Below are 14,878 nucleotides of genomic sequence, written 5' to 3'. Positions count from 1 at the left end.
GCACGTGGATGGCGACTTTTAGCGGGGGCCGCACTGGAACGAGACGGTCCGACTGCCATTGACGTTGGTGGTCACATTGGACATCACCTGCTGCGACCCGTTGTTCATGCAGTAAATCTGGGCGTTGCGCGACGCTTCCACCAGTTCCTGGTCGGTCATGTAGGTGTAGCCGGCGTTGGGGTTGTATTGCGGCGGCAAAACCGGTGGCTGCGCGGCGTGCAGGCATTCAAAAACCACCAGCTTTCCGCCATTGGGTTCGGTCGAGAACGTCTTGGTCCGCGGGATGGATTGGTACTGGTTGCAGAACCCAGCCGCGTTTTGATTGGCCTGAACCAAGTCTTGGTCGCCCAAATACTTGTAGGTCACCGTCGGATTGCTGGGAACGGTCGACTGTACCTGTTGTGGTGACGAGGACTGGGGGGCGCAAGAGGCCACCATCAGTCCGACGGCGATGGTGATCCCGATCGGGACCGCCAATTTGATGATCTTCATTTCTGATCTCCTGCTGAACACGCTAAATGTATTTAGCTATGTATTTATTCTCGTATTTGAAGGTTACTCTTAAGTAATTATCCGGTGTAGGGTCGGAAATTACTCATTTCTAATTTTTTATTAATGACAATGTCGTCATTTGTTTGTGTGAAAGGGGATTTAATATGAATTATCATTCCATGCCCATCGAGGCAATCGTAGCTCTGCTTTGCGGTATTCTCATTCTCATCCAGCCGAGACTGTTGAATTACGTCGTCGCCATTTATCTGATCGTCATCGGGGTGGTCGGTATCGCGCCTTATTTCGTTTCCGGTCTTCGCTGATCCGACCTTGATTGAAAGTAGCTTCATGCAGTCCATTCTCCGGCTGGTTCGCGGGCCTCGTCCGCTGTCGTCGCCCTGGAGCGACATTGCCCCGGTCCGGGAAGAACTGTTCGGGATCGAACGGTTGGAACAGCACGCGGAAAGCCTGGCCGCCGCCCAATCGGTGACGGCCAGGCCGCCGCATGTTTTGTCCCTGCATGCCCGTTTGCGTGACAATGCGGCGGTTCTGCTGGCCGCTTACCGGGCCAGCGCCGCCGAGTTGGAGAGCGGGCGGGGCGAGGTTCCGGCGGCGGAATGGCTGTTGGACAATTACCATCTGGTGGAAGAACACATCCGCGAGATCAAGGACGATCTGCCGACGGGCTATTACCGGCAATTGCCGAAACTGGCCGATGGGCCGTTCGCCGGCTATCCCCGGGTGTTCGGTCTGGCCTGGGGCTTTGTCGCCCATACCGACAGCCATTTCGACCCCGACAGCTTTCGCCGTTTCGTCGCCGCCTATCAGCGGGTACAGCCGCTGACCATTGGCGAATTGTGGGCGGCGGCCATCACCTTGCGCATCGTCTTGGTGGAAAATCTGCGCCGGTTGGCCGACCAGATGAGCGCGGGGCGTCAGGCGCGGGCGGCGGCGGAAGCCCTGGCCGATCGGTTGTTGGCAACCGGCTGCGCCCGCTCGGCTTTGGATGACGACATCGCCCAGCGTTCGGCCGGTCCGCTGTCGGCGCTTTTCGCCGCCCAATTGGCGAAACGGTTGCGCGACCAGGATCCGCGCACCATGCCGGCCCTGGGCTGGCTCGAGGATCGACTGCGGCTGCAAGGCGCCTCGGTCGATGACGTGGTGCGCGAGGCGCAGCAACGCCAGGGCGCCTCCAACGTCACCGTGCGCAACGTCATCACCAGCATGCGGCTGATTTCCGATATCGACTGGAGCGAGTTGTTCGAGAGCGTCAGTCTGGTGGACGAGCGGTTGCGCGCCGCCAGCCCTTTCGGCGGCATGGATTTCCACACCCGCAATCTGTACCGCAGCGCCATCGAAACCCTGTCGCGCGGCGCCGCCTTGTCCGAACTGGCCATCGTCGATCATGCCCTGGCGGCGGCGGTCACGGCCAGGGCCACCACCACCGACGCCTTGGAGATCGAACGGCTGGGCGATCCCGGCTATCATCTGATCGCCGGGGGGCGGCTGGCTTTCGAGCGCGCCATCGGCTTTCGCCTGCCGCCGCGGCTGCGTCTGGCCCGCTTCAACAGCCGGTTGGGCATCGGCGGCTATGTGGGCATGATCGCCTTGGTCACCTTGGCTTTGGTGCTGGGCGCCGTCGGGGTGGTGTCCGGCGCCGGTTTGTCCCCATGGTGGCTGGCGCTGGCCGCATGCCTCGCCGTGCTGCCGGCCAGCGAGGTGGCCACCGCCCTGGTCAACCGCGCCGTCGCCTGGAGCTTCGGCGCCGTCACCTTGCCGGGACTGGACTTGAAAGCCGGGGTGCCATCCTCGCTGCGCACCTTGGTGGCGGTGCCGACGTTGTTGACCGGCGAGGCCGATCTGCGTGAGCAGATCGAACGCCTCGAGGTTCACCACCTTTCCGGCACCGGTGGTGATTTCACCTTCGCCCTGCTCACCGATGGACTTGATGCCGATAGCGAGACCGTCGACAGCGATACGCCCCTGTTGGCCGTCGCCGTCGAGGCCATCGCCCAGTTGAACCGGACTTATGGACCGGGTCCGTGTGGTGATCGCTTCTTGCTGCTGCATCGGCGGCGCCTGTTCAATGCCAGCGAAAACAAGTGGATGGGCTGGGAGCGCAAGCGCGGCAAGCTGCACGAGCTGAACCGGCTGTTGCGTGGCGCCACCGACACCGGCTTCATGGCGGTGGCCGGCATGGCGCCCTGTGTGCCGCCCGATGTGCGCTATGTCATCACCCTGGACGCCGACACCCGCTTGCCCCGGGATGCGGCGGCGCGGCTGATCGGCAAGATGGCCCATCCGCTGAACCGTCCGCATTTCAGCCCTGAACAAGGCCGCGTCACCGACGGCTACGGCATTTTGCAGCCGCGGGTGACCCCGGCTTTACCCATGACCTGCGATGGATCGCTGTATCAGCGGGTGTTCTCGGCCCCCGGCGGCATGGACCCTTACGCGGCGGCGACCTCCGACGTTTATCAGGATCTGTTCGGCGAGGGCTCTTATACCGGCAAGGGCATCTATGACGTGGACGTCTTTGAAGCCGCCCTGGCCGGGCGCGTCGCCGACAATACCCTGCTCAGCCATGATCTGTTCGAAGGTGTGTTCGCCCGCGCCGGCCTGACCTCGGATATCGAGGTGGTCGAGGATTTTCCGTCGCGTTACGAGGTGGCGGCCAAGCGCCAGCACCGCTGGATTCGGGGCGACTGGCAATTACTGCCGTGGATTTTCGGCGCCAAGGCGCTGCCTGCGGTCGGTCGCTGGAAGATGTTGGACAATCTGCGCCGTTCGTTGCTGGCGCCGATCACCTTGGTGGCGTTCGGCTTTGCCTGGATGCTGCCCGGGGGGGCCGCCGTGGATGCCAGTCTGTTGCTGCTGGCCAGTCTGGCCATTCCGGCCATGCTGCCGGTGCTGTTGTCGGTGCTGCCCCATCGCGCCGGCATCGGTTGGCGCAGCCATGCCCGCACCCTTGTCGGCGATGCACGGGCGGCGATCCTGCAAACCCTGTTGTCGCTGCTGTTCCTGCCCGATCAGGGCTGGCGCGCCGGTGACGCCATCATCAGAACGCTGGTGCGGCTGGGGGGAAGCCGGCGCCATCTGCTGGAATGGACCAGTGCCGCCCAGTCGTCGCGCTGCGCCCGCCTGGATGCCATCGGCTTTCAGCGTCAGATGGCCGGCGGCACCGTGCTGGCGGCGGGCATGGCGGTGGCGGCGATCACGCTTAGTCCGGTGTCGTGGCCGGTGGTCCTGCCCTTGGCGCTTGTGTGGCTGATGGCACCGTTCGTCGCCCTGTGGGCCAGCCGGTCGCCGCCGGCCATCAATCGATTGAACATGGGCGTTGCCGATGCGCGCGGCCTGCGTTTGATCGCGCGGCGCACCTGGCGGTTCTTCGAGACCTTCGTCACCGCTGCCGACAACATGTTGCCGCCGGATAATTTCCAGGAAAGCCCGCGACCGGCGCTGGCGCATCGGACATCACCGACCAATATGGGGCTTTATCTGCTGTCCGCCGTCGCCGCCCGCGATTTCGGCTGGGCCGCCACCACCGAGACGGTCGAGCGGCTGGAAGCCACCTTGGCCACCATGCACAAGTTGGCCCGCTTCAAGGGGCACTTCTTCAACTGGTATGCGACGCAAGACCTGCGCCCGCTCGACCCGGCCTATGTGTCCTCGGTCGACAGCGGCAATCTGGCCGGCCATCTGATCGTGCTGGCCAATGCCTGTGATGAATGGTGTGTTCAGCCGCTGGCCCCGACCATCCGCCACGGCATGGCCGACGCCCTGGGTTTGGCCCATGAGGCGCTGGCCGCCCTGCCGACCGCCGGCGGCGAGAATGGGCGGTGTTTCGCCGTCCTTCTGAGCGAGATCGACACCCTGCTGACCGGGGTTCAGGCCCTGGAAACCCTGCTGCCGGCGCTGAAACGGTTGGCTGACAAGGCGGCCAAGGCGGCCCATGCCCTGATCTCGACCATCGAGGACGATGGCTCGTCCGATCTGGTGTTCTGGATCGAAGCCTTGCGCAAGGCGGTGGCCGAGCATGGACGCGACCTCCTTGATCCGGTCGATCGGCAACGGTTACAGGCGATCGCCGATACGGCGCGGCAGATGGCCTTGGCCATGGACTTCGCCTTTCTGCTCGATCCCGAGCGCAAATTGCTGTCCATCGGCTATAGCCTTGCCGACAACCGTCTTGACCTCAATTGCTATGATCTGCTGGCCTCGGAAGCTCGGTTGGCCAGCCTGTTCGCCATCGCCAAGGGCGATGTGAGCACGCGCCACTGGTTCCGGCTGGGCCGCGCCGCCACGCCCTTGGGCAATGGTTCGGCCCTGATCTCGTGGTCGGGGTCCATGTTCGAATATCTGATGCCGTCGCTGGTCATGCGCGCCCCCACCGGCAGTCTGCTGGAACAGACCAATCGCCTGGTGGTCCGGCGTCAGCAGGATTACGGCCATTCGCTGGACATTCCGTGGGGTATCTCGGAATCCGCCTACAACGCCCGCGACATGGAATTCACCTATCAATATTCCAATTTCGGCGTGCCTGGGCTGGGATTGAAACGGGGGTTGTCGGAAAACGTGGTGATCGCCCCTTACGCTACCGGTCTGGCGGCGATGATCGACCCCGGCGGCGCTCGGCGAAATTTCGCCCACCTCGCCAAGATGGGGGGGCGGGGGCGCTATGGCTTTTACGAGGCCCTGGATTTCACCCGTGCGCGTCTGCCCGACGACGCCACCGTCGCCATCGTGCGCGGCTTCATGGCCCATCACCAGGGCATGACCATCGTCGCCATCGCCAATACCCTGGACGATGGCCGTATGCGGGACCGCTTTCACCGCGAGCCGATGATCCAGGCCTGCGAATTGCTGTTGCAGGAACGCATGCCCCGCAACGTGGCCATTGCCCATCCGCGGGCCGAGGAGGTCAAGGCCTCGGCCATCGACGCCATCACCGTGACGCCCAATGTGCGACTGTTGACGGCGCAAACCGGCGGCGGCCCGGTCACCCATCTGCTGTCCAACGGTCGCTACGCGGTGATGCTGACCGCCACCGGCGGCGGCTATAGCCGCTGGCGCGACATCGCCATCACCCGTTGGCGCGAGGATGCCACCCGCGATGACTGGGGCTCATTCATCTTCCTCCGCGATATCCAGGACGGGGCAATCTGGTCGGCGGGCGTGCAGCCGATCGGAGGCGATTGCGATCATCAGCAGATCGTCTTCGGCGAGGATCATGCCGAATTCAGCCGCCGCGACGGCAGCCTGACCACCACCATGGATGTCCTGGTGTCGGGCGAGGATGACGGCGAAGTGCGTCGTCTGTCGCTGGTCAACAGCGGCAGGCGCCCGCGCGAGATCGAGCTGACGTCTTATGCGGAACTGGTGCTGACCACCCCTGCCGCCGACAACGCCCATCCGGCCTTTGCCAAGATGTTCGTGCAAACCAGCTATCTGGCCGAATTCGGCGCCATCATCGCCACCCGCCGCCTGCGTTCACCCGACGAAGGCCAGGTCTGGGCCGCCCATTTCGCCGTGGTCGAAGGCGTGACCACCGCCGATCCGCAATACGAATCCGACCGTTCCCGCTTTCTTGGTCGCGGACGCGGCATCGCCAACGCCGCCGCCATATTCGACGGGCGCAAACTCACCAATACGGTGGGGACCGTGCTTGATCCCATCTTGTCGCTGCGTCATCGCGTCAGCGTGCCGCCCGGCGAAACCGCGCGCATCGCTTTTTGGACGATTGTTGCCTCGACCCAGGCTCAATTGCTGGACCTGATCGACAAGCACCATGACCGCAACGCCTTCGACCGGGCTCGGACGCTGGCCTGGACCCAGGCCCAGGTGCAATTGCGCCATCTGGGCGTCGATGCCGACGAGGCGGCTGATTTCCAGCGATTGGCGGCACCGATTCTCTATGCCGATCCCCGTTTCCGTGCCCCGTCCGAGGTGATCGTCCGCGGCGCCGGGCCGCAATCGGGCCTGTGGCAGTACGCCATTTCCGGCGACTTGCCCATCGTCTTGCTGCTGATCGACGACATCGAGGATATGGCTCAGGTGCGCCAATTGCTGCGCGCCCACGAATATTGGCGGATGAAACGCCTGAGCGTCGATATCGTCATCATCAACGAACGGGCGTCGTCCTATGTGCAGGATCTTCAGGTCGCCATCGAGACGGCTCTGCGCAGCAGCCAGGCACAAGCGGGCTTCGGCGGCGAGGGCAGCCAAGGCTCGGTCCATGCCCTGCGCGCCGATCTGGTCAGCCTTGAGGTCCGAACCTTGCTGCGATCGATTGCCCGGGTATCGCTGATCGCGCGGCGTGGCTCCATCGCCAACCAGCTCACCCGCGTCCCCGATTTGCCATATCTGCCGCCGCCGGTTTATCGCCGTCGTGCCCAAGGCGCCAAAATTGAACCGCCGGACCTGGAAATGTTCAACGGTCTTGGCGGCTTCGCCCAGGATGGACGGGAATACGTGATCCACCTGCATTCCGGCAAAACCACACCGGCGCCTTGGATCAACGTCATCGCCAATCCGGCTTTCGGCTTCCAGGTGGCGGCGGAAGGCTGCGGCTATAGCTGGGCGGAAAACAGCCGCGAAAACCAGTTGACGCCGTGGTCCAACGATCCGGTCAGCGACCCGCCGGGCGAGGTTCTTTATATCCGCGACGAGGAAAGCGGCAGCCTGTGGAATCCGACGGCGCGCCCGATCATGGATGGCGGCGACTACTTGGCCCGCCATGGCTTCGGTTATAGCCGCTTTGAGCATCAGGCGGATGGCATCGCCCTGGGCCTGCTGCAATACGTCCCCATGGCCGATCCCATCAAGATTTCACGGCTGACCGTAACCAACCGAAGCGGGCGGGCACGCCGGCTGACGGTGACCGCTTACGCGGAATGGGTATTGGGCAATTCGCGCGGCGCCTCGGCACCGTTCGTCATCACCGGGATCGACGATGGCACCGGCGCCATGCTGGCCCGCAATCCATGGAATATCGGCTTTTCCAGCCGCATCGCCTTTGCCGATCTGGGCGGGCGGCAAAGTGCATGGACGGCGGACCGCACCGAGTTTCTCGGCCATCATGGCGATCTGTCGGCGCCGGCGGCGCTGATCGGCGGCGCCAGTTTGTCCAAGGCCGTCGGTGCCGGCCTTGATCCCTGCAGCGCCTTGCAAGGCATGGTCGAGCTTGCCGCCGGCCAAACCGTGGAAATCGTCTGGTTTTTGGGGCAATGCCCGTCGGTGGCCGAGGCGCAAGCCCTGGTCAGCCGCTATCGCAGCGCCGATCTTGACGCTGTTCTGGCCGAAGTGAGTGATCATTGGCGCACATTGTTGGGGGCGGTCCAGGTCAAGACGCCCGACCGGACCATGGATATCATGGTTAACGGCTGGCTGCTGTACCAGACCCTGGCGTGCCGAATCTGGGCGCGGGCCGGGTTTTATCAGGCCAGCGGCGCCTATGGTTTCCGCGACCAGTTGCAGGACGGCATGGCCCTGACCTTCGCCCGGCCCGAGGAAACCCGCCGCCACCTGTTGCGCGCCGCCGCCCGCCAATTCGGTGAAGGCGACGTTCAGCATTGGTGGCTGCCGCACAGTGGGGCCGGGGTGCGGACGCGGATTTCCGACGACCGGGTGTGGCTGGCCTATGCCGTCGCCACCTATATCGGCTGTTCCGGCGACGGGGCGATCCTGGACGAGATGCTGCCGTTTCTGCAAGGTCCGCGCCTGCGCCCCGGTGAAAACGATGCGGTGTTCCAGCCCATGGCCGATGGTAAGGCGGCAACATTGTTCGAGCATTGCGCCCGTGGCCTCGACCAGTGCCTGGAGCTGACCGGAGAACACGGTCTGCCGCTGATTGGCACCGGCGACTGGAATGACGGCATGAACCGGGTGGGCGTCGACGGCAAGGGCGAAAGCGTTTGGCTCGGCTGGCTGTTGGCCCGCACCATCGACCTGTTCGCGCCGCTGGCCCCGCCGGCCGAGGCCGAGCGCGTCCGCCGCTGGCGCGACCATGTCGCCCATTTGCGCGACGGCATCGAGCGCCATGCCTGGGATGGTGCCTGGTATCGCCGGGCGACCTTTGACGACGGAACCTGGTTGGGGTCTGAAACCAGCGATGAATGCCGCATCGATTCCATCGCCCAATCCTGGGCAGTGCTGTCGGGCGCCGCCGATCCGGTCCGTGCCGCCACGGCGATGGCATCGCTGGAACGCCATCTGATCCGCGCCGACGATGGTCTGGCCTTGCTGTTCACCCCGCCTTTCGACCGGACCGAACGCGATCCCGGCTATATCAAAGGCTATCCCCCCGGCCTGCGCGAGAATGGCGGTCAATACAGCCATGCCGGCATGTGGGCGATCCAGGCTTTCGCCCGGATGGGTCAGGCCGACAAGGCGGCCCGGCTGTTCGCCTTACTCAATCCCATCAATCACGCCCGCGATGCGGTCGAGGTGGCGCGTTACAAGGTCGAGCCCTATGTGGTCGCCGCCGATGTCTATTCCGTCCCGCCCCATGTGGGGCGCGGCGGCTGGACCTGGTACACCGGCGCCGCCGGCTGGATGTATCGCGGTGCGGTCGAGGATATTCTGGGCATCAGCCGGCAAGGCGCCGTTCTGGTGATCGCCCCGCGTCTGCCCGCCGGCTGGCCGGGATATGAGGCGACCATCGACCTGAAGGCAGGCTTTTGCCGTATCGTCGTGACCGCCCGGGCGGATGGCGAAGCCGGTGCCGTGCTCGACGGCGAGGTGGTTCCCTGTCCCGATGGCCGGGTGCGGGTTGCCTTGGACGGTGGGCGGCACGATCTGCGCATCCACCTGTGACGTCGGTTCCGTCTTATCCGGCGCGGAACTGGCGGACGATCAGCTTACGGGCTTCTTCCGCCAGCAGCAGCAACAGGGCGAAAAGACCGGCGCGCAGCCAGTCGTTGACATCCAGCAAGGTGGTGGCGAACAGGGCGTTGCCCACCGGGGTGTAGACCAGGGCGGCGATCAGCGCCGCCTCGAAGGCCAGGCCGATGGGGATCAGCCGGTTGGTGTGCGGGCTGAAGCGGAAGGCCGAGCGGTCATGGCTGCGGCAGGCGAACAGATTGGCCATTTGCATCACCACCACGGTGGCCAGACAGGCGGTGGTGGCGTGCAGGTAAAGGGGGGCATCCGTCGCCAGTTCCTGCCCCCACGACCAGCCGCCGCCCGCAAGGACGATGAAGAACGCCGCCATGGCCCCTGCCGCTTGCAATGGGCCGAGAAAGCCATAGGCGCGGATCAGCAACCCGGTATCGATCAGGCGTTCGCTGCGTCGCCGTGGCGGGCGGTTCATCACCTCGGGGTGTGGGCGTTCCACCGCCAGGGCCAGGGCCGGCACCATGTCGGTACCCAAATCGATGGCCAGGATCTGCGCCACGGTCAGACCCAAGGGCACGTTGAACACGGCGAACAGCAGATAGGGGACGATCTCGGGGATGTTGGAGGTCAGGATATAGGTCAGGAACTTGCGGATGTTGTCGAAGACGGCGCGGCCTTCCTCGATGGCGGCGACGATACTGGCGAAATTGTCGTCCAGCAGCACCATGTCGGCGGCCTGACGGGCGACGTCGGTGCCCGAGGCGCCCATGGCGATACCGATATCCGCCTGCTTCAAGGCGGGGGCATCGTTGACGCCGTCGCCGGTCACCGCCACCACCTCGCCCTTGGCCTGCAAGGCCTCGACGATCCGCCATTTCTGGTCGGCGCGGGTACGGGCGAAGATGATCTCGGGCGCATCGAGGGCCAGTTGCAACTGGGTCTTGTTCATGCGTTCCAGATGATCGCCGACGATGATGCGCGGATGCGGGCGGGTGACCAGCCCGACCTGACGGGCCACCGCTTCGGCGGTGCGCGGATGATCGCCGGTGACCATCACTACCTTGATGCCGGCCTTGCGGCAGCGGGCCACCGCGTCGGGTACGGCCGGGCGTGGTGGGTCTTGCAATCCGATCAGGCCCAGCAGCACCAGATTGCTTTCCCACTCTTCCTTGGCGGTGCCCGGGACCATCTCGCGCCGGGCCAGGGCCAGCACCCGCATGCCGGCTTCGGCCATGTGGATTTCCGCCTGCGACAGGGCCTCGCGGTCGGCCTCGGTGATGGTCTGCACGCCATCCGTGGCGGCGATGCGGTCGCACAGCGGCAGCAGGGATTCCAAGGCCCCCTTCACATGCAGCACGACCGTGTCGGCCTGGGCATAAAGCAGGGACATGCGGCGGCGGGTCGAGTCGAAGGAAATGCCATCCACCGGCTCGCCGCCGGGCTTACCGCCGGCCAGTTGCACCAGGGCGATTTCGGTGGGATCGCCGACCAATTGGTGATCGACCACGTCCAGGGTCTGGCACAGGCCAGCGGTTTCCAGCGCCAGCTTGCCAGCCAGACCGGCTTCGGCGACGGCACTGGCCTCGACCAGTTGACCGGCGATGAAGGCTTGTTTGGCCTGCATGCGGTTTTCGGTCAAGGTGCCGGTCTTGTCGGTGCAGATGACGGTGGTCGAGCCCAGCGTCTCGACCCCGGTCAGCTTGCGCACCAAGACGTTCTTGGCGGCCAGACGGCGGCTGGCCATGGCCAGGGCCAGGGTGACGGTAGGTAGCAAGCCTTCCGGGACATTGGCGACCATCAGCCCGATGGCGAAGATGGAGGCGTGCCAGATTTCCATGCCGCCGCTCATGCCGATGGCGAAGAAGGCTAGGCCGCTGCCCACCGCCATCACCGAGATGATGCGCGACAGCCGGATGACTTCCTTCTGCAGCGGCGATGTCTGCTGGCCGGCGGTCTGGGTCAGGTGGGCGATGGCGCCCAGCATGGTGCGCATGCCGGTGGCGAAGATCACCGCCTCGGCTTCGCCGGCGGCGATGTCGGCCCCGGCGGGCAGGATATTGCGGGCGGCGCTCGGTTCCGCCTTGGGATCGGCCTCGGCATCGCGGACCACCGGCACCGATTCGCCGGTGATCGAGGCCAAGTTGACCTGTACCCCCATGGAGCGGATCACCCGGCAATCAGCGGGGACGGCATTGCCTTCCTCCAGCACCACGATGTCGCCGGGGACCAGTTCGGTGGCGGCAACCTCGACCAATGCGCCGCCGCGGCGCGCCTTGACATTGAGCGGCAGCAGCAGGACCAGGGATTCCAGCGCCCGCTCGCTGCGGTATTCCTGAAAGAACGAGAAGCTGCCGTTGATGACGATCACCAGGATGATGGCGATTCCCAGGGTTCCCATGCCCTGCCCGGGTTGAAAGGTCTCGGCGACGAAGGCCATGGCCGCCGCCAGCCACAACACCACCGCGAACAGGTGGATGAACTGGCGGGCGAAGCGTCGCAGCAGAGAGACGGGGGCGATGCGTTCGACCTGATTGCGACCATATTCGGCCAGACGCCGGGCCGCCTCGGCGGCGGAAAGTCCTTCGGGCGTGGTGGCGAGGGCGTCATAGACGGCGTCGACCGACAGGTCTTGAATGCGCATGACGGACCCCTTTCATGGGGATTATGGGACGGTGTCATCCTCGAAGGTCAAAAGGATCAAGGGGCGGGCGCTGCTCTTGCAGACGATGCGGCGACCGCTCAGGCGCATCTTGTGCTGGCTCATGACAAAGTCGTCGAAGCTTTGCTGTTTCGGCAGGACGTTTTCCAGCACTTCGCGCAGCGCCGGATCATCCCATGTGCCATTCTCCAGGGAGTAGATCAGCCGTCCCCGCGTCTCGCCCGGCGAGAGCTTGAAGCTGCGATAAAACAAGTTGCTGGCAAAGATGACGGCGAAGGCATCGTCCAGCACCAGCATGGGCTTGTCGACGCCGTCGACGATGCTTTCGGCGATGTCGTGGCCTTCTTGCTCGGCCATTTCGGCGGCGACGCGGGCGCTGACATTGGCGAAGGTGATGACCACGCCGTCGATGACGTTGTCCAAGGTGCGATAAGGCTGGATGCGGGTCAGATACCAGTCGCCGCCAATGGTGCGCAATTCGCGCTCATAGGGGATCAGGGTCTCGATCACCGTATGGGCCTTGGCCAGCAAGTCTTCGTCGTCGAGATCGGATTTGATGTCGCTCAAGGGGCGTCCGACATCGGATGCCAGCAGGCGATAGACCTTGGCCGCCTCGCGGGTGAAACGGCGGATGGCCAGGCGGTCATCCAGGAAGATGGTGCCGACATTGATGTTGTCGAGCAGGTTCTTCATGTCGTTCTGCATGCCGGCCAGTTGCTCGATCTTGGCCTGCAATTCGGCGTTGACGGTGATCAGTTCCTCGTTGACCGATTGCAGTTCCTCCTTCGAGGTTTCCAGTTCCTCGTTGGTGGATTGCAGTTCCTCGTTGGTGGATTGCAGTTCTTCGTTGGTGGATTTCAGTTCTTCGTTCGAGGATTGCTGTTCCTCGATGGTGGCTTGCAGGTTTTCCCGGGTATAGGTCAGGTCGCGTTCGAGTTCCTCGATACGGGTGCGGTCGACCGAGCCGCCGGCGCGCCGGCGCCGCACCGGCTTATCCGAGGCGACGACGGCGGGCATTTCCTGAAAGCTGATGAGGATCAACCCCAGGCCGGGCTCGGCGGTGGGCAATGGCCTGACCCCCAGGCTGACCCGGCGGACTTCCTGGCCGACCATGAACGAAACCTCGCGCTCCAGCGTCGGCGTTGCTTGGGTGACGGCTTGGTTCAGGGCGCTGCGCAATTCCAGTTGCAGGCCTTCATGGGCCATTTCCACCGCGTTCAAGGTGGCCTGCCCCGGCGGCGGCCGCAAATAGAGGCTGGTGTCGCCGTGGACATAGAGGATGTCGCCCTTGTGATCGGTCATCACCGCCACCGGGGCGAAGGACTGAACCAGTGCCCGTCGGGTCAGTTCGGCAATATTGGTTTCCTTGGTTTTACTCATCACATCCACGGGTGGTTTGTTGGCGGTGCCGGTGGTCCAGGACAGGCCGCTGGCCAGCATGGCGCGGGCCGAGGCGATGGACGGGCTGGTTCGGTAGAACTTCCATTTACGATTGAGAGGGGAAAATAGCTCGGTGTGGCCGCCGATACTCTCGGACGGGGACAGGAACAGGATGCCGCCGGGCTTCAGGGCGTAATGGAAGGCCGGGATCAGGCGGTTTTGCACCTCGGTTTCCAGATAAATCATCAGGTTGCGGCAACTGACCAGATCCATCTTGGTGAAGGGGGGATCCTTGATGACATTCTGGGTGGCGAACACCACCATCTCGCGGACTTCCTTTTTCACCCGATAACCGTTGTCCTCCTTGACGAAGAAATGGCCCAGCCGTTCGGGCGAGACGTCTTGGGCGATGGTGAGCGGATAGAAACCGGCGCGGGCGATGGCGATGGCGTCATCATCGAGATCGGTGGCGTAGAATTGGGTCTTCAGCTGTCGACCGCTTTCCTCCATGACCTCGCGCAGGATTATGGCGATGGAATAAGCCTCTTCCCCGGTGGCGCAGCCGGTGACCCACAGGCGGACCACGTAATCCGGGGGCTTGCCATCCAGAATCTGCGGCAGGACTTCTTTTTTCAGCGTCACGAAGGCCTCCGGGTCGCGGAAAAAGCTGGTGACGTTGATCAGCAATTCCCGGAACAGCGCCTGGATTTCGACCGGATGTTCCTTCAGGTAGCGGGCGTAATGGGTGATGTCCTCGATACCATGCAGGGTCTGTCGGCGTTCGATGCGCCGACCGATGGTGCTTTTCTTGTAGCCGGAAAAGTCGTGGCCGGTACCGGTGCGCAACAACAGCAATATCTGGTTCATGCCGCTGATGGTCGCCGGGGCGGGGGGTGGTTCGCTGGCGATGTTCGGGTACCGTATGTGGGCCTGCAAGGCGTCCGGCATCAATTCCGGCGTCACCACATGGGTGGCGGCACCTGCGTTGATGGCGCTGGTCGGCATGCCGTCATACTGGGCGGAGGCCGGATCCTGTACCAGGCCGATGCCGCCGGCGCCGGTAATGGCGCGCAAACCCAAGGTGCCGTCCGAGCCGGTGCCCGACAGAACGATGCCGATGGCGCTTGCGCCACATTCCAGGGCCAGCGACAGAAAAAAAGTGTCGATGGGCAGGCGCTGGCCGTGCGGCTGTTCCGGCAGGCTCAGATGCAATGCGCCTTGACGCAGGGTCATGTCGCGATTGGGGGGGATGACATGGACCCGGTTGGCCGCGACGGTCATCCGGTCAGTGACCTCGACCACCGGCATGGTTGTGGTGCGTTGCAGGATTTCGCTTAGGATACTGGCGTGAGTGGGGTCGAGATGGGACACCAGGACGAAAGCCATGCCGGTATCAACGGGCAGATGACGAAAGAAAGTCGCCAAGGCGTCCAACCCGCCGGCCGAGGCACCCAGGCCGACAATGGTCAGTTTGGCGGTGGGGTTTGTCCCGGATTTGCTCGTCAAGAAATC

At 64.1% G+C, this 14,878-nt stretch carries 5 protein-coding genes; 2 read left to right on the top strand and 3 right to left on the bottom strand.

What is annotated here, in order from left to right; all coding sequences use genetic code 11:
• Positions 1-18: 18 nt before the first annotated feature.
• Positions 19-492 carry a hypothetical protein gene (locus MGMSRV2_RS08325; protein ID WP_024079897.1) on the bottom strand — a complete coding sequence of 158 codons (474 nt, stop codon included), beginning with the start codon at positions 490-492 and terminating at the stop codon, positions 19-21.
• A 164-nt stretch (positions 493-656) separates the two neighbouring features.
• Between MGMSRV2_RS08325 and MGMSRV2_RS08320 the strand changes: the two genes are divergently transcribed.
• Complete coding sequence (locus MGMSRV2_RS08320) at positions 657-815, top strand: DUF3096 domain-containing protein (RefSeq protein WP_024079895.1); 159 nt, start codon at positions 657-659, stop codon at positions 813-815.
• 25 nt (positions 816-840) lie between these two features.
• On the top strand, positions 841-9,306 hold the full coding sequence (locus MGMSRV2_RS08315; RefSeq protein WP_024079894.1) for a glycoside hydrolase family 94 protein: 8,466 nt from the start codon (positions 841-843) through the stop codon (positions 9,304-9,306).
• A 13-nt stretch (positions 9,307-9,319) separates the two neighbouring features.
• Here MGMSRV2_RS08315 and MGMSRV2_RS08310 read toward each other — a convergent pair whose 3' ends face one another.
• Both MGMSRV2_RS08310 and MGMSRV2_RS08305 read right to left on the bottom strand, forming a co-directional pair.
• Positions 9,320-11,968, bottom strand: a complete 2,649-nt coding sequence (locus tag MGMSRV2_RS08310) for a cation-translocating P-type ATPase (RefSeq protein ID WP_024079893.1) — start codon at positions 11,966-11,968, stop codon at positions 9,320-9,322.
• 21 nt (positions 11,969-11,989) lie between these two features.
• Positions 11,990-14,872: a chemotaxis protein CheB gene (locus tag MGMSRV2_RS08305; RefSeq protein WP_024079892.1), complete on the bottom strand. Its 2,883-nt coding sequence runs from the start codon at positions 14,870-14,872 to the stop codon at positions 11,990-11,992.
• Positions 14,873-14,878 lie beyond the last annotated feature (6 nt).

The sequence above is a fragment of the Magnetospirillum gryphiswaldense MSR-1 v2 genome, from assembly GCF_000513295.1.
GTDB classification, from domain to species: Bacteria; Pseudomonadota; Alphaproteobacteria; order Rhodospirillales; family Magnetospirillaceae; genus Magnetospirillum; species Magnetospirillum gryphiswaldense.
Note: the sequence above shows the minus strand (reverse complement) of the source record. Positions and strands in the feature narration are given on the sequence as shown.

Coding starts and splice junctions, on each gene's coding strand:
- MGMSRV2_RS08325 (WP_024079897.1), bottom strand. CDS start 492: ATGAAGATCATCAAATTGGCGGTCCCGATCGGGATCACCATCGCCGTC.
- MGMSRV2_RS08320 (WP_024079895.1), top strand. CDS start 657: ATGAATTATCATTCCATGCCCATCGAGGCAATCGTAGCTCTGCTTTGC.
- MGMSRV2_RS08315 (WP_024079894.1), top strand. CDS start 841: ATGCAGTCCATTCTCCGGCTGGTTCGCGGGCCTCGTCCGCTGTCGTCG.
- MGMSRV2_RS08310 (WP_024079893.1), bottom strand. CDS start 11,968: ATGCGCATTCAAGACCTGTCGGTCGACGCCGTCTATGACGCCCTCGCC.